We start from the raw sequence: 18,499 nt of genomic DNA, 5'->3' as shown, positions 1-18,499 counted from the left end.
ACCCGGACCAAGTTAATAAGTTTGTAACGTTATGGCGGGGCGGTTTAGCCATAAGGTGTCGTTATGCAGGCCGCACCTGAAGAATCCGCGAACATTGCTGAACTCACGCGCGCCCTTGACCTGCACATGCTGCGCATCCTCGTCGCGATCGACAGAACCGGAAGCGTTTCGGCGGCCGCCCGCCAGCTCGGGTTCAGCCAGCCCGCGATCACCCAACACCTCAAGCGCAGCGAAGCTCGGCTGAATATCGCGCTCGTGGCCCGCACCTCACGCGGCATGGAACTCACCGAGGCGGGCGCCCTGCTCGCTCGCCACGCGCCGCGCATCGACGCAGTCATCACGGCGGCCGCCAGCGACCTCACCGCCCACCTCGGACTCGACCGCGGCGCCGTGCGCCTCGCCGCCTTCCCCGCCGCAGTCGCCAGCATCATCGTGCCGCTCCTGTCGCGACTGGATCGCGAGTTTCCCGGCATCCACGTCGAATTCGGCGAAGCAGAACCGGATGCGGCCCTCGCCGCCGTCGCCGACGGTCGCGCCGATATCGCCCTCGACTACCGCTACACGAGCGACCACACGATCGCCTCGAGTTCACACACCAGCGCCGACGGTTTGCGTTCGCGCTTCCTCCTCTCAGAGAACGTGCTCGCGATCGTCCCCCGCGTCGCAGCCGACGCCCTCGGCCCCGCCGCCAGCATCGCCGCACTGCTCCCTTTCATCTGGGTCGGCGGCCCAGCCACCTGCACCGAGCAGCTCGTCACCGCCGCCACCGCTCTCGCCGAGAAGCCGACCCTGCGGCACAACGTCACCAAAACGGATGCGGCCCTGGCTCTCGTGGCGTCCGGGATCGGTGTGACGTTCCTGTCGGAGCTCGCCCTCGCCACCATTGCCCTGCCCGAGGGCGTCGTTGCGCTCGAGCTGCAACCCAAACTTCGTCGACGCATCTATGCGACAACCCGTGACGACTCGTCGGACACCCCCAGCATCGCGGTGGCCCTACGACTGCTCGCCATGCGGGAGGTGGCCCGGAAAACCAGCAGTGACCGCGCGGCCCTGTCACAGCACTCGCATCTGCAACGCGCGCGATTCTCGTCTCCTCCCTTCACTCATCCTGTGACCCTCACCGAAAGGCACGAACTGCGCATGAGATCTACCAACTCCACCCTGACCAAGGGGGCTCGGGCCTCCACGGTCGCCGTTGCAGCGTCCGCCCTGCTGCTCGCTGGCTGCGCCACGCCGGGCACCTCCACCGCCGACGGCAACATCGAGACGATCACGGTTGCCCTGCCCGGATCTCTCTCGAGCCTGTATGTGGGCGCCGAGAGCGGCATCCTGAACTACTACATCGCCTCCATCACCCAGGAGGGCCTCGTCTCGATCGACGCCGACGGCGCGATTCAGCCCGGTCTCGCCGAGTCGTGGGACCAGCCGGATGACGTCACCTACGTCTACGAACTTCGGGACGACGCAATGTTTCAGGACGGCACCCCGGTGACCGCCGACGACGTCGTGTTCAGCATCGAGCAGGCGCGGGACGAGACCAGCTCACCCGGCCTTTCCTACTACCTCGGCGGTGTCGACACGGTCGAGAAGACCGGCGACAGCGAAGTGACCATCACCCTCACCGCGCCCGACTCCGCGTTCGCCGCGAACATGAGCACCGGTGGTGCCGCCTTCATCACGTCGCAGAAGTTCTGGGAAGAGCACGACGGCGACGTCGGAACCAGCAGCGCACTGCTCCTCGGCTCCGGCCCCTACAAGGTCACCGAGTTCGTGCCCGACTCGCACGTGAACTTCGAACGCGTCGACACCTGGTGGGGCGACCTTCCGGAAGTGAAGAACATCAACGTGAAGTTCATCCCGGACGAGGGAACGCGCCTCCTCGCGGCCCAGTCCGGAGACATCGATGTCGCGTTCAACGTTCCGCTCGCGCAGTCCAGCCAGTGGGAAGGCCTGCCCAGCATGCGGGTCGACTACGTCAACGACCTCTCGTACGTTGGCATGTACTTCAACACCGCCCTCGCCCCGTTCGATGACCCGAAGGTGCGCGAAGCATTCGCCCACAGCGTTGACCGCACCACGATCGTCGACAAACTGCTGCGCGGGCACGGTGAAGTCGCCACCGCAATCGCCACCCCCGAATCACTCGGCAGCGTGTACAGCGCGGACGATGCGCGTGACCTGCTCGCGACGATCCCGCAGTACGACTTCGATTTGGATGCCGCCGCAGCCGCCCTCGCAGCTTCCGGCCACCCTGACGGTTTCGAGACAGACATCCTGTTCCCCTCGACCGGACCCCAGCTCGGCACGGCCGCGCAGTCGCTCGCCGAGAACCTCTCCAAGATCGGCATCACGCTGAACGTGCGCGAAGTTCCGATCGAGGAATGGCTTGCGAGCCTCGAACCCGACAGCAGCTACGGCGTTGGTCTCATGTGGTACTTCTCTACCCTCGGCGACCCGTCGGAGGTGTCGTCGTACATGCTCGGCGAGGACAACATCTCCAACTACGACAACACCGAGGTGCGTTCGCTGCTCGCGCGTGTTGGCGCCGAGACCGACCAGTCGGCCCGCATCGACCTCCTCATCGAGGCCGAGACCCTGCAGGCGGAAGAGGTCATCAACGTTCCGCTCTGGTGGGGTCAGTCGGCAACGGCGTTCTCGAAGAACATCGACATGAGCAACTACAGCTCGTTCGCGTTCATCTCGTCATGGCCCACGATGTTGCACGCCGCTGGATAACCAGTGACCACTTCCCCGATTGCACGCGCATCACGAGCTCGGCCCCTGGGCCGCATGCTTGTGGTGCGCGTGCTCGGCACCATCGGCATCCTCCTGGTGCTCTCCATCATCGTGTTCTCGATGCTGCACCTCGCTCCCGGCGACATCGTCAAGAACCTCCTCGGCAACCGGCCGTCATCACCGGATGCCGTCGCCGCGATCCGCGCGCAGTACCACCTCGATCAGCCGCTCTACATGCAGTACCTGATCTGGCTCGGCAACACCCTCACCGGCGACTTCGGCCAGTCCATCCGTCTTCAGGATTCGGTCGCCAACGTGATCGGAGCCCGCCTCGGCATCACCGCCGCGCTCAGCGGCCTCTCCTTCCTGATCGCCCTCGTCGTCGCCATCCCCCTCGGCGTCATGAGTGCGGTGCGCTCGGGAAGCTGGATCGACCGCTTCGCGACAGGCTTCGGCATTGTCGGCCTCAGCGCGCCGACCTTCGCCGTCGGCCTTCTCCTTCTCTACGTGTTTGCGTTCTACGTGCCGATTTTCCCCGTCTATGGGGCCGGCGACGGTGGACTCGACACCCTCTGGCACCTCGTACTGCCCGCCATCACCCTGGCGCTGGGCCTCGGCGCGATCATCCTGAAGCTGACCCGCACCGCGATGCTGCGTGAACTCGAATCGGACTATGTGACGTTCGGTCGCGCCCGGGGCCTCCCCGACCGCCAGGTGCACCTGATCGCCCTGCGCAACGCCGCCATCCCGATCGTCACCGGTGCCAGCCTCGTGCTGACGTTCCTCGTCGGCGGCACCGTGTTGGCCGAGACCACCTTCGCCCTGCCGGGTCTTGGCACCCTGCTGCAGGGCTCCGTGCTGTTCAAAGACATCGCCGTCGTCCAGGCACTCACGCTGCTGGTCGCGGTGACGATCGCGACGATCGCCCTCCTCGCCGACCTCGCATACATCTTCCTCGACCCCCGCATCCGCGCCAGGGAGGGTTCACAGTGACCAGCACCGAGGCCATCGTCCTGGCGAAACTCCCGCGGTCGCGCCGCCGGCATCCGATCGTCGTGTGGGCCTCGATCGCCCTCCTTGCGATCGTCACGGTGCTGGCCATTTTCGGCAACCTGATTGCTCCGGATGCCACAGCGCAGTCGATCCTCGATTCGCTGCTGCCCCCCGGCAGCCCCGGTCACCTTCTCGGAACCGACGAACTCGGCCGTGACGTGCTCGCGCTGACGATCGCGGGAGCCGCCTCCGCTCTCGTCGGACCGGTATGTGTTGCCCTCGGGTCGATGCTTCTCGGCATCCTGCTCGGGACGGTTTCTGGCTACCTCCGCGGCCCGGTCGACTTCATCATCGGCCGCTGGACCGACCTGCTGTTCTCGCTGCCCCTGCTGCTTGCTGCCATCGTCGTCGCCGGCATCTTCGGTGCTGGTTATTGGATGACCGTGCTGCTGCTGATCCTGCTGTTCTCGCCCTCGGACATTCGGATCGTGCGGGCCGGGGTCATGGAGCAGGCCGCCCGACCGTTCGTGGAGGCAGCCCAAATGCTGTCCCTCTCCAAAGCCCGCATCATGTTCACGCAGGTGCTGCCGAACGTGTGGTCGCTGATCATCACCAACTCGATGCTCAACGTGGCGTTCGCTCTGGTTGCGTTCTCGTCGCTCTCGTTCCTGGGCGTCGGCGTTGCCCCGGGAACCGCCGATTGGGGCCGCCAGCTCACCGACGGTCGCGCGATCATGATCGACAATCCCGCCGCCATTCTCGTGCCCGCGCTTCTCATCATCGGCGTCGCCTCAGCGGCAAACCTGGTGGGCGACTGGCTTGGCCAAAACCTGACCAGAACGGGACGCTCATGACGCACGCCCATGTCGAAGTCGCCGGCCTGACGATCGAGGGTCCGGCCGGGGTAGTTGTGGCTCCCTTCGACTTCGCGATCGGACGGGGCGAGACCCTCGCGCTGATCGGCGAATCCGGTTCGGGCAAGACGCTCTCCGCCAAAGCCATCGCCGGGTTGCTGCCGTCCGGATTCAGCGCCCGAGGCTCGATCGCTCTCACGACTGCGACCATCGAACTCCCCGCAACGGATGCGATCTGGCGTGCCACCCGTGGGCGCCGCATCTCACTGCTGCTGCAGGATCCGTTCACGAGCCTGAGCCCCGTGCACCGCTGCGGAACCCAGATCGCGATGACCATCGATGCCGCCAGCGACCGGCGCCTCAGCCGAAGCGAATGCGCAGACCTCGTCACCCAGCGCCTCGCCGAAGTGAACCTGCCCTCGGACGTTGCGCGCGCGTATCCACACGAGCTCTCCGGTGGGATGCGCCAACGTGTGGCCATCGCCGCCGCCCTCGCGACCGACCCCGAGCTGCTCATCGCTGATGAGCCCACCACGGCGCTGGATGCCAGCAACCAGGGTGAGATCCTCGACCTGCTCCGCCGCCTGCAGCAGGCCCGCGGCATGGCAGCGCTGCTCATCTCGCACGACCTCGGCATGGTGCGCGGCCGCGCGGAACACGTCCTGGTCATGCGCCATGGCGAGATCGTCGAGCGCGGCGACACGAGTTCCGTGCTCACGGCGCCGAGCCACCCGTACACCCGTGCGCTCATCGAAGCCGACCCGTCGTTGACTGACCGGTCCGCTGCCGTTGAGCGCGCGGCATCCGACGCCAGCATGCTGAACGACCTCGTTGTCGCCACCCACGTCACGAAGAGCTTCGGCGACAAAGCGGTGCTGCACGGCGTGAGCGTGGCGGTGGGGCGCGGCGAGACCGTCGGCATCGTCGGCGAGAGCGGGTCGGGCAAGACCACGATCGCGCGCTGCATCGCCGGTCTGGAACGGGAGTCCAGCGGAGAGATCGTCTTCGACGGCGTCGTGCTCGCTCCCGGTCGCGCTTCACGCACGCCGAAGCAGATGCAGATCGTCTTTCAGGATCCGTACTCGTCGCTGAATCCGATGATCAGTGTTGGCCGGTCGCTGAAGCTGGCCCTTCGGGTGGCGGGGCGTCCGGCATCCGACCTGAATTCGCTTCTGCGCCTGGTTGAGCTGCCGGTCGAATTCGCGGTCAAGCGCCCGGCAGAGCTCTCGGGCGGCCAACGACAGCGGGTCGCCATTGCGCGTGCGCTCGCTGTGCAACCGCAACTGCTCATCTGCGACGAATCGGTGTCGGCTCTCGATGTCTCTGTGCAGAAACAGATCCTCGACCTGCTCGCGAAACTGCGCGTCGACCTGGGGCTCTCGATCCTCTTCATTTCGCACGACCTCGCCGTTGTCCGCCAGCTTGCCGACCGGGTGTACGTGCTGCGCAACGGCGAAGTGGTGGAGTCCGGTGACTGCCACGACGTGCTCAACGCGCCGACCCACCCCTACACGCAGACGCTGGTCGCTGCATCCATTCACGAAGCACCCACCCACTGAACGCGGCGCCACAAGCACCACCGTTCGCCGAAAGGATCCCCGTGGAACCCTCCACTCATACCGTCGAGCGCATCACCCCCGCGCAGCTTCCTGCCGCACTGCTGAGCGTGCTCGGCGACGAGCGCGCCGCCCACTGGCAGCTCGACCGTGGGCCGTACAACCCCCAGGTGTGGATGCTCGACTCCCCCGACGGCACCGCCGCCGCCCTCACCTCCTCTCGACCCAACACGCGCTACACGAAGCTCGTCGACCTCTCGGCCGACGGCGACGCTGCCGCCCGCGCTCTTCTCGGTGAAGTGATCGCAGCCTCGGTGGAGCGTGGCGATGCCGCCCTCAAATGGCAGCTCGCGCTCGATGCCGAACTGCCCGACTACGCCCACGGTCTCGGCTTCACCGCGCTGCGTGACCCCATCTCGTCGGCCGACGGCACGCGAGGGTTCCGCGGCTTCGTGCTGTGGCACACCGCCTGGCCTCACCCCCAGCTGACGTACTACGGCCAGACCACGATGTTCACGTGCGGTGCCGTCGCCGCAATGACGGCCCTCACCCATCTGGGCCTCGACCCGTTCGCCTCGACCGCCGATGAGGATGCCCGCGAGCGCGAACTCGCGTTCTGGCGTACCGCCACCAACTTCCCCGCCTGCGAACCACTCGGTCTGGCCGTGGCAGTGCACGATGCGGCCGCCGATTCCGCTGCTCCTATCCGTCTTGAGCTTCACCTCGACACGACGGAGCCGACTCTGCTGGAGTCATACAGCGGCGAAGACCGCGTGTTTCGGGAGCAGCTTCAGGCGCAGTCTCGCGCCGAGGCTGCCAGCCGCGGCATCCAGCAGCACACCGAGGTGCTATCGATCGAGCAGATCGTCGAACGAATTGCTGGCGGCGAGTTGGCCATCCTGCTGATCGAGGAGGCGCCGATGCACGGCGCGTCGACCCCGCACTGGGTTGTCGCGCACGCCGTGCAGGGCGACACCGTGCTGCTAAACGACCCGTGGATCACGGCAGAGCAGGGCGAGACCTGGGTCGATTCCCACGACCTGCCGGTGTCGATCGCGGTGCTCGACCAGATGGTGGCTTTCGGCGACCCCGCCTACCGTGGGGTCATCTTTGTGACGCGCTCGTAGGGGGTAGAAGATTGCCCCCGCTGCATGGATTTGTCGGTATGAGGTAGGAGCCTTTCTCCCAAATCGGGCGTAAAATGGGTACCGCTGGGAGGCGCCGCTCATGGTTGCGCAAAGTCGGCTCGTCGTGGCGGCGGGCATCGCTGGATTGGTCATCGCACTATCCGGATGCGCGCCCGGCCCCGTTCTGCCGCCCGCCACTACGCCAACCCCAACAGCGAGTTCGCCGTCCCCCACAGCATCGCCATCGCCCACACCGACCTCCACGCCGACCGCCGGTGCGATAACGATCGACTCACCGACGGACTCTGAGAGCGTCTCCATTCCGATCCCGATGAGCGGCACGTCGAACACCTTCGAGGCGGCCCTCACGATCGATGCGATTGGGGCCAGCGACGAGACCCTGTGTGTGCGCCACATCATGGCGACGTCGGGATCAGGAACGCCGGGCACGTGGGCAAGCGAACTCGCCTTCCCGCCACCGGAGGCAGGCGAGGCGATCACGCTGCGGGCTTACGAGCTGAGCGCAAAAGACGGATCGATCATCAACCTGGTCGAACGGGAGGTGACCCTGACCGCCGATCGTCCGCCCATCTTCATCACGTCTCCGGTCTGTGGGGCGGCTGTCGCACCCGGTTCCACTCTTGCGGTCACGGGTCGGGCGTTTGTGTTCGAGGCGCAATTCACCCTTGAGTTGCGAACTGCCTCAGGCGTCGCTGTCGTCTCGCAGCATGTATACGCTGAGCGGGGCGACCAGGAGTCAGATTTCACGGCAATTCTCGCGATTCAGTCCGCGCTCCCGATCGGCCTGTATGACCTCGTTGCCTACTCCACGAGCGCGAAGGACGGCAGCCCGCAGGACGAGTTCTCGATGCAGGTGCAGGTCAGGTAATGGTGAACTTTGGGAGAAATGGCGGCGCAGCGAACTAAAAGACCACCTGCTGCACTTGACCGCGCACCCCCGCATCATCGATCTGCCGTTGCGGACGCAAAGCCGTCCTCAACGCGAGACGCGTGGGCGACCGCTACTTCTTTGACGGCGACCAGGTCGCGATCGACGCGGTGGATGTCGCATACGAATCACTGTGTGGTTCCTGCTACGACGAGAGCGACGGCGTGCTCAACAACGGCTGGCGCCCTAGGGCCGGGTTCAGCTACGGCAGCGCCCCGGATCCCGACTTCGCATAACAGCCTCGATGCGGCTTTGTTTCCACCCGCATCCTTCGCCGACATTGCGCAAACCGTCGCAATGGATGCTCGGATAGCGACAGTTCGCGCAAACTCAGCGGCGGCAGCCAACGAAAAAACGGCTGAACCCCCATCACTGAGGGTTCAGCCGTTTCTCGATTTCCCGAGACATCACACTGGCGGGCGGTTCTCGAATCTCATCTAGCCGCCTAAACGCTGACCACAATGCATTGGCCGGCTACTGCCATCCTCTTCTTATTCGCACATCATCCTCTCATCTTCAGAAATGCCGGTGAGAGGCAATGTATCGGCTTCCTTCGGTTGAAAACCGGCTACTTATGGTTTACCGAGTTTCGACCGGACTGCGAAGGCACGCCTCTCGTTGGCCCTATCCGACGCCAGTCCCTGTCGACGCAAGGAATCCGGCCCCCATCGGGCGACCGACGGATTTTCCTCACCAGATGCGTACCGTGACTCTCGGGACAAGCGTCACAGAATGTCGCGACTTATCCCGCACAATCACTATTCACTATTCGAGATGTCCAGCTCGACTGGGATGTTCCTTCGCGTCGGACAGTCGCCCAGTCTCGGATTGTCGATATTGTCCGCTGCTACTACGTCGCGTCAAGTCAGGACTCGCTGAACGCTCATCCGTCTGCACGGGCGTTTGGTGAAAGGTTCGGCGGGAAATGAGAAGGCTAACTAGACGCGCGCAAGTCGACGGAGCAGCTTCGAATATTCGGCTATGAAATCATCAATCTCACGGTTGCTGTCAAAAAAGGCCTCGGCGTCCACTCCATGTGCCTCGTCCAGCCGCAGTTCCTCTCGAATTCTCTTGAGTTGTTTCCGAGGTACTTCTCGCCCGTCTCCGGTGTTCACGTAAGTGGATCTTAGGGTTTCAAGTTTCACGCTCTTCAGTAAGGACTTTCGTCTCACCTCTACGGTTCTGGCGATATCCATGCGCTCCCCACGGCGAGAAACTTCACAATTGAACTTTTTCAGTATTCGAGCCAGGGCTAGCCACGTGACGCCTTTTTCATCTCGTCGAATCGCTCGACTTCGCCTGTTGATCCATTCGCTAATAGCGAACGTCTCGCGGTCTGCCTGGTTGTCGTATTCGAAGCCGGGAGGCAGCAGATCGTGTCCAGCCACTCGTAACATCCAGCGGAAGAGCTCGTCTTGGTTCGAGCTCAGCACCATTCCGTTCTTGTCCAGCATGACGAGCATCGAGACCAACGCGGTCCGTTTGTTGCCGTTGTAGAACACATGATTCTGCACGAGCGAATGGAGCAAGGCTGCGGCGGTTGACACCACGGTTGTGGATTTTCTTTCGTGACCATATCCCGCATTTTGACGAGCGACGGCGCTTTCCAAAAGCGAATCTGATTTCACGCCAGGGGGCGAGATCGGATCATCGCTAGCGGCGAAGTCCTTTTCCAGCTCGTGATGGATGATTCGAACCTCTTCGGCCGTCACCCACGAAACTGCCTTGGTTGACCCGATGCACGACCAGCGGAATGGTGGCGCCACCGGCAACACCAGCGCGGGCTGAGGCTCTCGCGAGCTCTTGACTGGGCTCGATACGAGTCCTTGCGTGTGTCCGGCGAGTTTCTTTATCGCGCCCTTCGGAAGAGTTTTAGCCCGCTCATGTAGGTCGAATCCAAGCTCATGAAGCAATGCAGCCAGTTCGGGTCGGGACAGATCGAGCAACTCTTGCCAATATTTCAACCGGCTGCGTTGATCGCCAAAAAAACCGGTGACGGCCTCCGCGGCTCTCACATCGCCTGAACGAATGCGCGACGAGGGCGCATCCGGATAGTAGATCCCACCGCCCCACAGCGCCAACAGGGTCTCGTCCAGGTCTAACCCCGTCGCGTTCGCCAAGCCGCTGACCGTCCAACTGCGCCTAGCCATCAAACGCCGCTTTAAGTCGCTTACGGATACAGAAAGGACTAGAGGCGAACCATGCGTGTATTTCGTATCGTGACAATTCTGTTGCTGCTACTTTCCAAAGCGGCGATGAGCGTCCGGCTCTACCTGACCCTAGTGGTTGGCTCGTTTAGGCGACCGTGTGCGACCCAGAGCGCACTCTGAATATCCGCTGAATCCACCACTCGATTCTCGTCGCGCATCCCAACCGAGTCCCTCTGCCGCGCACAGATCATACGAAATGCAGCGACGTCAAAATTCGGGTCTGGTCTCGTTCGCGTTCAACAGCCCAGAGGAGCCCGGTTCATCGATCAATCGCAACACAGCAGACCTGAGCATCGCTGCCACGTGCATCATGTGCAGCAGACCTGTACGCAGCGACATGGACATCGCGCCCCGTCTCGACACCCTGACATGTGCCCAGAATCGTCGCGCGCATCTCCCCAAGCCCGTCGGATACTCGCCATTACATCATGCGCCGCTGGCTGTCCCGCCATCAATTGTCGACTGCTAAATGCCGCCTGGCCAGAAGACTACGGAGCAAGGTCTGTTTCGGAATGCCCAGCGACGCGCAGACTGTTCTACCTGGACACTCTCACGGTGATTCTAGGAGAACGTGTGGGTGAACGACCCGATAACGCAGACAAGCGAAAGCAGCGTTAGTCCGACGATTGCCCCCGGGCTGACACCGAATATCCAGGATCGAACGCGCCTGTCGAATTGAAAGCGCTCCGCGTCAGTCAGAGTTCTGAGGCCCAGTCGTTCTCGGTACTGCCCTGCCATCGATGCCACAGCAGGTGCAGTTGCGATCGCTCTTAGATCGTTTCGCCACCGTAGCCCGAGAATCACAAAGGTTACGGCCGCGACACCGCCTATGACAGGTGCAAGCGCAACGGCAGCCAGAGTGTCCCAGATAGCTTGGAAGCGCTTCGACTCGTCGACGACTTGAGCGCTAGCCTCGGTCGCGACGGTTCCAGCGAATGTGCCCAGAACGATCGAGATGCCGAAAACCGCTGCCGCCCACACCGCCCTGAAAAACCAGTGGAGTGGGCCGAATAATGCGCTTCGCTGAGCTATCGGCGTCGGTGGTGGGGAACGGTAGAGAAAAAGGAACCCTGGCCACGCGAGAAATATCAACAACACGACGACCGCGGTCAGGAGAATCGCCAGGGGGAGCCAGATAACGTCGCCAACGAGGGTAGGTGTGATTACGCCGCCAGCAACCATCGCGGCGATCAAGGGGGCTAATTCAACGCCGATGATGAGCCCGCGGTTCTGACGATTCATATCGGAATTCTAAGAGAGAGCCTTGCTCATTTTTATCGGTCTCGGTTGTGCCGCGCACAGGTCATGGACCTGATGCCCGCACCCACACCTCGCGACCGAGGATCGAGAAGCTCGATCTGACCGGTGGATCTAAGCGCGATTGGCATTCCCGATGAACTTACAGGTCAACTCCGACATGCAGCGCTCACGCCCTGTTCGATTTTGGCTCGTTGTAACCCTCAGCGTCTTTTGCGTTGACAAGGCGTCGAAGACTCGACAATTGCATCGACATCCGTGTCGGGGCCTGCCGACCAAGAGCGAAGGTGCTGCGACGCTCGACATAGCGTCGACAGATTCGAGTGGTTCGCTGTCACACCTCATCCGCCTCGGCCCTAGAGAGCCGGACTCACCTACGAAGCAAATGAATCCGGCTCTCGTCAATCAGGGCTGCAGCCCGTCCCACAGCCACGACACAAGCTTGAGAAGGCCAGCCTTTACGACTGCGCCTCCCACAAGTTTGAGAATGGCTGTGAGGCGCTCGCGGTTAGAAGGATTCCTCTTCACCTTTACGCCCCCTTCTCGGGACTCTCGTCCGTCGAAGGTTTACTCCAGGTGCGTGGGATTGCAATTGCAACCTCACGCGCGTATTCTTTCCAGTAGTTGTACCGGGTGAAATAGCACCCAGAGCTTCTTCAACGGAAGCTCAACCGCTTTACAGAAGGCCCGCTTGCAGGCGGGCCTTTTTCTTTTGGTTTAGCGGGGCAACGTTGGAGCCCGTTGCCTTAGGTTCATTGTTGCACGGGGTATCGATCGTGATTCTTCGAATTCGTGTCGAGTTATCACCCCAGATCGACCTCAGCGTCAGTGTTTCCCTGGACACATCCGAAAGAGCGTTCCCACCATCACTAGTCAAAACTGATTCGGATGTGTCTTGTCGACAGACTGACTTCCTGATGGGGAGGATTCAAGTGCGAGTCAGTCAAGCGAGCGACGGTCGCGGCTTCAGCCCAAGCCTCAGGTGTGACGTGAATCTATCGATGCGCTCATAGGCGGCAGTATTGTTAGGTGGACCTGCCGTGCCTTCGTCAGAGGCTGGAACTTATTAGTTGTGGGACGCATCGCATCTTCCACAAAACGATTGAGTGGTGAGCCATATTCCTGAGGAAATTCACGTCGTAAGCCGCGGATCTGTTCCGGTGGTTTCGATCTACCAAAATCCTGACCATGTCGCAGGGCTGGTGCAACAACTATTTAACGCCCCGTTGATCACCGAATCGATACAAGAAAACGTCGGCGATACGACGAATTCGATAAACGTTGAAGGCGGCGTCTCGATTGCCACACAAGCGAACGTCAAAGTCCCCCTGCTCGGAAATGCCGGACTGAAGGGCGATGTATCCGGCGCTGGGTCCACCGGGCAAATTGTGGCTACCGGCACTAGGTCAACACAGTCATTTGTCTATTCGCAGGCCTATTACCTGAATATCGTTCGCAAAGAGCTCCAAGCTCGCTCTCTCTTGAAGCGCGTTGACTCGATCGATGACGCAGAGCATCTTCAGAGTGGCGATTTCGTCGAGTACCAAGCTACGTTCGCTCCCTCCGAGTTGACCACCATCATGGACGTGATGACCCCGGATTTGGTGGGTCAGATCACGCGATGGCTCCATGTAAAGAAGGAGACTGCGCTCTTTGAGGGCTATGACAGTATCGAGCTGGTCAAGAGGGCGGCGGTAACCATGAATGAGCGAGCAGAGGTGAATGCGGGACTCGCGAGGGACGTAGTCAAGGCCCTGCAAGCTGATTTTCGGCAAGACAAAACGCGGGAATATTACGGCAATATAGTGTCCGGGGATCGATCGCTCACTGCAATAACTATCTGTGACAACGCACATTTCGTAGTAGATGACGAGGATCGTATTTTGGACGGAGTCTTCACCGTCCTCGGAAAAGTGACGTCCTCTCCAGAGGAGAATGTACCGGTTCTCCAGCGAAACAAACTCCTCAGAAACCTTTCTCCTGATGGAGTGGATACTGTGATCAACCAGGTCACAGGGATGATTCAAGGGCAAACAAGCACTACCGTTGGGGGCCTCAAAATTGACAACCTCCTTGACCTAAAGCTCGCATCCCGAGTGGCAGGTACTTCTATCCGAGTGGTGCCCATCGCAATTTTTGTCTAAGTTCCGGATGAAGCGCGATTCGCGGTTGTTCATACAGGCCATGGGACAAGTTTCGGCTACTGGAAATCAGTGCGACCGTTACTTGAGCACGAAGGTCGCCCGCATAAAGGGGGACGCGTAGAGGCGATCACACTGCGGTGCAAGGATCCACAGTGCGGCTTGGACTCGGCAGGCCAGGCATGCCTCAGCTAGCTGCGCTTTCCTTTTCGAAGCACTAGCAGTCGCGCCAGAAACGCGACTTCAGAACTTCCGCGCGGATACGGGCTGCTCACCAATAGGTACTTGCGCGGATCCTGTCGAAAATCCCGCTCAGACCAACGAAAGGGCCACCAGATTCTGGTGGCCCTTTCTCCTTTGGCTGAGATTCGAGAACGTAAACGCTAAGAATCGAGAACAGCCTATTGGCGGAACCGGTGGGATTTGAACCCACGGTGGACTTTCACCCACACAACTTTTCGAGAGTTGCACCTTCGGCCGCTCGGACACGGTTCCGGGGAAGAGTTTAGTACACGCTCAGGGCACGTACGCTCACAGAGTGAAGTTAGTGATCAGCGCAGCGATTGTTACGGGTGCCGGAGGCGCGATCTTGGCCTGGGCGCGCTGGCTGAAACGCCGCCAGGACGTGTGGCGCATCCGCCTGGCTGACAACATTCCGGTGAACTCGAAATTCTGGCGCGAGCGCAATAAAGAGGCCGGTGACCTGCTCTATGTGGCGATCGGCGATTCGGCCGCGCAGGGCATTGGCGCGAGCCGGCCAGACCACAGCTATGTCGGTTTTCTGGCACGGAGCATCCGAAGTCGCACCGATCGCACGCTGCGCGTGGCGAACCTGGGCATCTCGGGCGCGACGTTGGGGCTTGCCATCGAGTCGGAGCTGCCGAGGCTGGCGAAACTCGACCCAGACATCGTGACGGTGTGCATCGGCGCCAACGACGTCGCGAACTTCGACGAGCGCAGGTTCGAGCGCGAGATCGCCGTGATCCTCGACGCGGTGCCCTCGCACGCGATTGTGGCCGACCTGCCCAGCTTCTACTTCACGTCAGGGCAGAAGAAGGCTCGCATCGCGAATAGGTTGATCCGGGCGGCCGCCGCCGAGCGCGAACTCACCGTCGTGAACCTGCACCGGCTGACCGACCGCCAGGGACTGTGGGGCATCACCACCCAGTTCGCGGGCGACCTGTTCCACCCCAACGACCGCGGCTACCGCATCTGGGCGGCGGCGTTCGAGCCGGCCGTGGCGCGGCGGCTGGCAGCGCTACAAGCTAGCGGCGACGCGGACGCCACAACATCGCCAACAGAAACAGCGACGCGAAGGTGAGAACGCCGCCCGTCGTGATGAGCGACACCCCCGGCCCGGGTTGGAAGTAGTCATACGAGACGAAGCCGCCATCCCCGTCTGTGAATACGCTCCGACCCGAAGTGCTGCTGACTGCCAGAGGATTCCCGACGTACTCGGCGATCGTAAACGCCAGCACCGCGATTCCAAGCAGTGCGACCGCGATGCCGGCGCCGAGAAGCGCCAGGGGCACGCGAGTCACTCCGCTGCGCGCCAACGCACGGCGTGCAGGAAGACGACGCCGACCAGTGCGGCGAGTCCGATTAGCACCATCCAGGGGCAGATCGACTGGGCGACCGCGGGAACGATGTAGCTCGTGACGACGTCAGGCCCGTTGCTGCTGAAGCCTCCGAACATCCGCGACTGCGCCCATGCCTGCCCCGCCAGGCCGCCGATGATGAACACCGGTGCGATGATCCACAGCACCCTGATCCACGGGTTTCCTACCAGTGACACGGCGGGCGATTCAGGATGCGCCTGGAGCTCGCCCACCGCTGCCGAGCGCGCATCCGGTGCGGGCGGAGCGGCCGCCGCCAGCGGCTCCGGTGGCAGGCCGACCGCCGGAGGACGCTGCACCCGATTCGGTGCAGTCGAGGCGCCCTCCACATATCCACGTTGGAACGCCGGGTCGAACCGCGGGTCGAAATCTCGGGTATCGCTCACACTGTCACCCTATCCGCGGGCATGCCGCCCCTCCAGTGTCGTCCGCCCGATCTAGGGTTGCAGCATGGCCAGAGTCACCACCAACTTCCGATGCACCGAGTGTGGCTGGCAGAGCATCAAATGGGTGGGTCGCTGCGGCGAGTGCCAGCAGTGGGGCACGGTGCAGGATTCCACGCAGCCCGCCGCGCGGGTCAATGCCGTCAGCATCCCCGAGTCGCGGGCCGCGCGCTCCATCACCGACATCGGCGCGGAGTCCGTCGCCCACTGGCCCAGCGGTATCGCGGAGTTCGACAGGGTGCTCGGCGGCGGCGTCGTACCGGGCGCGGCCATCCTGCTCAGCGGCGAGCCCGGTGTCGGCAAGTCCACACTGCTTCTGGAGGTGGCATCGCGGGCGGCGGCCTCCGGGCAGCGCGTGCTCTACGTCAGCGCCGAAGAGTCGGTCAGCCAGGTTCGGCTTCGGGCCGAGCGCACCGGCGCGCTGCAGCCGTCGCTCTTTCTGGCGGCAGAAACAGATCTCGCCACGATCCTCGGCCAGATTGACCAGGTGCAGCCCCAGCTGGTCATCGTCGACAGCGTCCAGACCGTAGCCTCGGGGCTGACCGACGGGCTCGCTGGCGGTCCGTCGCAGGTGCGCGAGGTGGCATCCACTCTCATTCGGGTCAGCAAAGACCGCAACCTGCCGGTGTTGCTCGTCGGCCACGTGACCAAAGACGGCTCCATCGCAGGTCCGCGGCTGCTCGAGCATCTCGTCGACGTCGTGTTGCAGTTCGAGGGTGACCGCCAGTCCAGCCTGCGTTTCGTGCGCGCTCACAAGAACCGGTTCGGCCCGACGGACGAGGTGGGCTGCTTCGAGATGACCGGCGACGGCATCGCCGAGGTTGCTGACCCGAGCGGTCTGTTCCTGTCCAGGGCTCGCACGCCCACCAGCGGAACCTGCGTCACGATCGCGGTCGAAGGCAGGCGCGCGCTGCCCGTGGAGGTGCAGGCGCTCATCGTCAAGACGCAGGCACCCCAGCCGCGCAGAGTCGTCAACGGGGTGGATTCGTCGAGGGTGGCGATGCTGCTCGCAGTGCTTGAGCGTCGCGCCGGTTTGCCGTTGTCGAGCTTCGACGTATACGTGTCAACGGTCGGCGGCATCCGCGTGACAGAGCCGGGCGCCGACCTGGCCATCGCGCTGGCCATCGCGAGCGCATATCGAGACAAGGCGTTCCCGGTGACACAGGCCGTGATCGGTGAGATCAGTCTCGCGGGCGAGATCAGGCCGGCATCCCATGCGAAGCAGCGGGTGGCCGAGGCGCGGCGGCTGGGCTTCTCCACCGTCATCGACTCGGAGGCGATGCATCTCCGTGAGGCGATGCGTCTCGCGTTCGCGAGCTCAACGGCCGAGCGCGTCGACGTCCCGGACTTCTAGCCGGGACGGCTAGTCTGCCGTCAGAACCCAGGAGCCCCAGTCCTGCACACGCCAGACGATCCAGCCGTTCTCGCGCTCAAGGGCAATGGAGACGGAGTCGGTCTCGCCACTCGGCTTCGACGCGACGCAGGTGAACGTGTCACCAACGAGCAACGGCGGCGACGGGCAGGCGAGGGTGATGTCGCCGCCAAGAGACATCGCGGTGGCGCGTGCCGATGCGGCCGCTTCGTCAGCAAACGGCCCCGGCAGGGCCGCGAGAAGGATGCCAGGAACCACGAGGATGCCGGCCACTACCGAGAGACTCGCTGTTGCGAACACGACGAGCGGAGCGAACCCCTTCCCCGTCTGGCGATAGGTGCGGACCGATCGGACGATGAGGTAGCCGAGTGGGGTCAGGAGCGCCCAAAATCCGTTGGCTGGCTTCACGTGGCCACGAACCTGCAACACCAGGCGATCGTACGAGGCGAGGCCCAGCACGACGAAGTAGGGAAGCGCGATGGTGGCGATGACGAGCGGCCAGTTGCTTCCCAGCCCGAGCACGGTGACGAGAACAATGCAGGCCACCACCTGGAAGAACGGCATCAGTGCGATGGCCCACACCGCCACGGTGTAGGTGCGCACCTTCTTGATCGCGCGAACCGGGGCCTCCTCGTCGGCTTCCGGCGTTTCAGCCATGGCGGAGAGAAGGGGCGTCGCCGGGAGGGCGTTGGCATGAGTGCTCGCGCGGCGCGGGCCCGGTGTTCCGTCGTCGACCGTCTCGGTGAGCGGCGGTTCGAGCTCCCGCAGGGTCATCGCGAGCAGAGGTCGGGCGCTCAGCTCGTTGCGGTCGTCGTCGACATGAAGCCCGAGATCGATCTCGACGTCCTCAGCGGATTCCGAACTCGCTGGGGTCTGCTGCTCGGCAGACGCCTGGAGCAGGTCGCCATTTTCACGGCGCTCGCGCGCACGTTGCTCGCGGCGGGAGGGAAAATCGTCACCCTCGAAATCCGGGGTACGTTCGTCGTCGCTGTCATCGTCGGCAAATCCGAGAATGGTGGTGGGATGAAGCACGATCGGTGCGCGAGCCTCGGAGGTGTGCTCCGTCCACGAGACCGAGTCCCACCAACGAAGTTGGGGGAGTCCGAGCGGATCGGGATACCAACCAGCCGCCACACCGAAGTTGTCGTCCACCAGTCCAGAATAACGGGGCGGCAACATGATAGAAACCCTGTTCTACCCTCATTGCACGCCCAGAACGGGGGACAATCCCCCCAAAACAGGCGC

15 protein-coding genes, 1 tRNA gene and 1 pseudogene are annotated in these 18,499 nt (G+C 62.9%); 11 read left to right on the top strand and 6 right to left on the bottom strand.

Annotated features, from left to right (window positions below):
* Window positions 1-63: 63 nt before the first annotated feature.
* From QMG83_RS01740 to QMG83_RS01705, 8 genes and pseudogenes are all read left to right on the top strand, one after another.
* Window positions 64-2,736, top strand: a complete 2,673-nt coding sequence (locus QMG83_RS01740; protein ID WP_283503643.1) for an ABC transporter substrate-binding protein — start codon at window positions 64-66, stop codon at window positions 2,734-2,736.
* Between the two features lie 3 nt (window positions 2,737-2,739).
* Window positions 2,740-3,729, top strand: a complete 990-nt coding sequence (locus QMG83_RS01735; RefSeq protein ID WP_283503642.1) for an ABC transporter permease — start codon at window positions 2,740-2,742, stop codon at window positions 3,727-3,729.
* Window positions 3,726-4,583: an ABC transporter permease gene (locus QMG83_RS01730; protein WP_283503641.1), complete on the top strand. Its 858-nt coding sequence runs from the start codon at window positions 3,726-3,728 to the stop codon at window positions 4,581-4,583. The genes QMG83_RS01735 and QMG83_RS01730 overlap by 4 nt, the downstream gene beginning before the upstream one ends.
* Window positions 4,580-6,142 (top strand): ATP-binding cassette domain-containing protein, encoded by a 1,563-nt coding sequence (locus QMG83_RS01725; protein ID WP_283503640.1) that lies wholly within the window; start codon window positions 4,580-4,582, stop codon window positions 6,140-6,142. Before QMG83_RS01730 ends, QMG83_RS01725 begins: the two co-directional genes overlap by 4 nt.
* A gap of 41 nt (window positions 6,143-6,183) precedes the next feature.
* Window positions 6,184-7,266, top strand: a complete 1,083-nt coding sequence (locus tag QMG83_RS01720; RefSeq protein WP_283503639.1) for a peptidase C39 family protein — start codon at window positions 6,184-6,186, stop codon at window positions 7,264-7,266.
* A gap of 165 nt (window positions 7,267-7,431) precedes the next feature.
* A complete protein-coding gene (locus tag QMG83_RS01715) occupies window positions 7,432-7,575 on the top strand; it encodes a hypothetical protein (RefSeq protein WP_283503638.1) in 144 nt (47 codons plus the stop codon).
* 22 nt (window positions 7,576-7,597) lie between these two features.
* Window positions 7,598-8,155 (top strand): Gmad2 immunoglobulin-like domain-containing protein, encoded by a 558-nt coding sequence (locus QMG83_RS01710; protein WP_283503637.1) that lies wholly within the window; start codon window positions 7,598-7,600, stop codon window positions 8,153-8,155.
* A 77-nt stretch (window positions 8,156-8,232) separates the two neighbouring features.
* Window positions 8,233-8,451 (top strand): annotated as a pseudogene (locus QMG83_RS01705) (thymidine kinase); the annotation flags it as partial.
* Window positions 8,452-9,153: 702 nt separating this feature from the next.
* Here the strand turns inward: QMG83_RS01705 and QMG83_RS01700 are convergent.
* Window positions 9,154-10,335: a type II toxin-antitoxin system death-on-curing family toxin gene (locus QMG83_RS01700; RefSeq protein WP_283503636.1), complete on the bottom strand. Its 1,182-nt coding sequence runs from the start codon at window positions 10,333-10,335 to the stop codon at window positions 9,154-9,156.
* Between the two features lie 651 nt (window positions 10,336-10,986).
* On the bottom strand, window positions 10,987-11,667 hold the full coding sequence (locus QMG83_RS01695) for a hypothetical protein (protein ID WP_283503635.1): 681 nt from the start codon (window positions 11,665-11,667) through the stop codon (window positions 10,987-10,989).
* Window positions 11,668-12,791: 1,124 nt separating this feature from the next.
* Between QMG83_RS01695 and QMG83_RS01690 the strand changes: the two genes are divergently transcribed.
* Window positions 12,792-13,826, top strand: a complete 1,035-nt coding sequence (locus QMG83_RS01690) for a DUF6414 family protein (protein WP_283503634.1) — start codon at window positions 12,792-12,794, stop codon at window positions 13,824-13,826.
* Window positions 13,827-14,228: 402 nt separating this feature from the next.
* Here QMG83_RS01690 and QMG83_RS01685 read toward each other — a convergent pair.
* Window positions 14,229-14,318, bottom strand: a tRNA-Ser gene (locus QMG83_RS01685).
* Between the two features lie 43 nt (window positions 14,319-14,361).
* Between QMG83_RS01685 and QMG83_RS01680 the strand changes: the two genes are divergently transcribed.
* Window positions 14,362-15,144 carry an SGNH/GDSL hydrolase family protein gene (locus QMG83_RS01680; protein ID WP_283503633.1) on the top strand — a complete coding sequence of 261 codons (783 nt, stop codon included), beginning with the start codon at window positions 14,362-14,364 and terminating at the stop codon, window positions 15,142-15,144.
* On the opposite strand, the gene QMG83_RS01675 is transcribed toward QMG83_RS01680, so the two are convergent.
* On the bottom strand, window positions 15,089-15,364 hold the full coding sequence (locus QMG83_RS01675) for a hypothetical protein (RefSeq protein WP_283503632.1): 276 nt from the start codon (window positions 15,362-15,364) through the stop codon (window positions 15,089-15,091). The two genes, QMG83_RS01680 and QMG83_RS01675, sit on opposite strands and share 56 nt — an antisense overlap.
* A complete protein-coding gene (locus QMG83_RS01670) occupies window positions 15,361-15,825 on the bottom strand; it encodes a hypothetical protein (RefSeq protein WP_283503631.1) in 465 nt (154 codons plus the stop codon). The genes QMG83_RS01675 and QMG83_RS01670 overlap by 4 nt, the downstream gene beginning before the upstream one ends.
* A gap of 64 nt (window positions 15,826-15,889) precedes the next feature.
* Here QMG83_RS01670 and radA point away from each other — a divergent pair, with 64 nt between their 5' ends.
* The gene (gene radA, locus QMG83_RS01665) at window positions 15,890-17,236 is read left to right on the top strand and encodes a DNA repair protein RadA (protein WP_283503630.1); all 1,347 of its coding nucleotides are present in this window, start codon (window positions 15,890-15,892) and stop codon (window positions 17,234-17,236) included.
* A gap of 9 nt (window positions 17,237-17,245) precedes the next feature.
* Here radA and QMG83_RS01660 read toward each other — a convergent pair whose 3' ends face one another.
* Window positions 17,246-18,406 carry a DUF2510 domain-containing protein gene (locus QMG83_RS01660; RefSeq protein WP_283503629.1) on the bottom strand — a complete coding sequence of 387 codons (1,161 nt, stop codon included), beginning with the start codon at window positions 18,404-18,406 and terminating at the stop codon, window positions 17,246-17,248.
* Window positions 18,407-18,499: the final 93 nt, after the last annotated feature.

It is taken from the genome of Salinibacterium sp. G-O1, assembly GCF_030063305.1.
Lineage (GTDB): Bacteria > Actinomycetota > Actinomycetes > Actinomycetales > Microbacteriaceae > Rhodoglobus.
The sequence above is the reverse complement of the archived record's forward strand: the minus strand, read 5'-3'. Positions and strand labels throughout refer to the sequence as shown.

Excerpts from the sequence above, each read along its gene's own strand:
- QMG83_RS01715 (WP_283503638.1), top strand. The coding sequence starts at position 7,432 with ATGCGCGCCCGGCCCCGTTCTGCCGCCCGCCACTACGCCAACCCCAAC.
- radA (WP_283503630.1), top strand. The coding sequence starts at position 15,890 with ATGGCCAGAGTCACCACCAACTTCCGATGCACCGAGTGTGGCTGGCAG.
- QMG83_RS01710 (WP_283503637.1), top strand. The coding sequence starts at position 7,598 with ATGAGCGGCACGTCGAACACCTTCGAGGCGGCCCTCACGATCGATGCG.
- QMG83_RS01740 (WP_283503643.1), top strand. The coding sequence starts at position 64 with ATGCAGGCCGCACCTGAAGAATCCGCGAACATTGCTGAACTCACGCGC.
- QMG83_RS01725 (WP_283503640.1), top strand. The coding sequence starts at position 4,580 with ATGACGCACGCCCATGTCGAAGTCGCCGGCCTGACGATCGAGGGTCCG.
- QMG83_RS01695 (WP_283503635.1), bottom strand. The coding sequence starts at position 11,667 with ATGAATCGTCAGAACCGCGGGCTCATCATCGGCGTTGAATTAGCCCCC.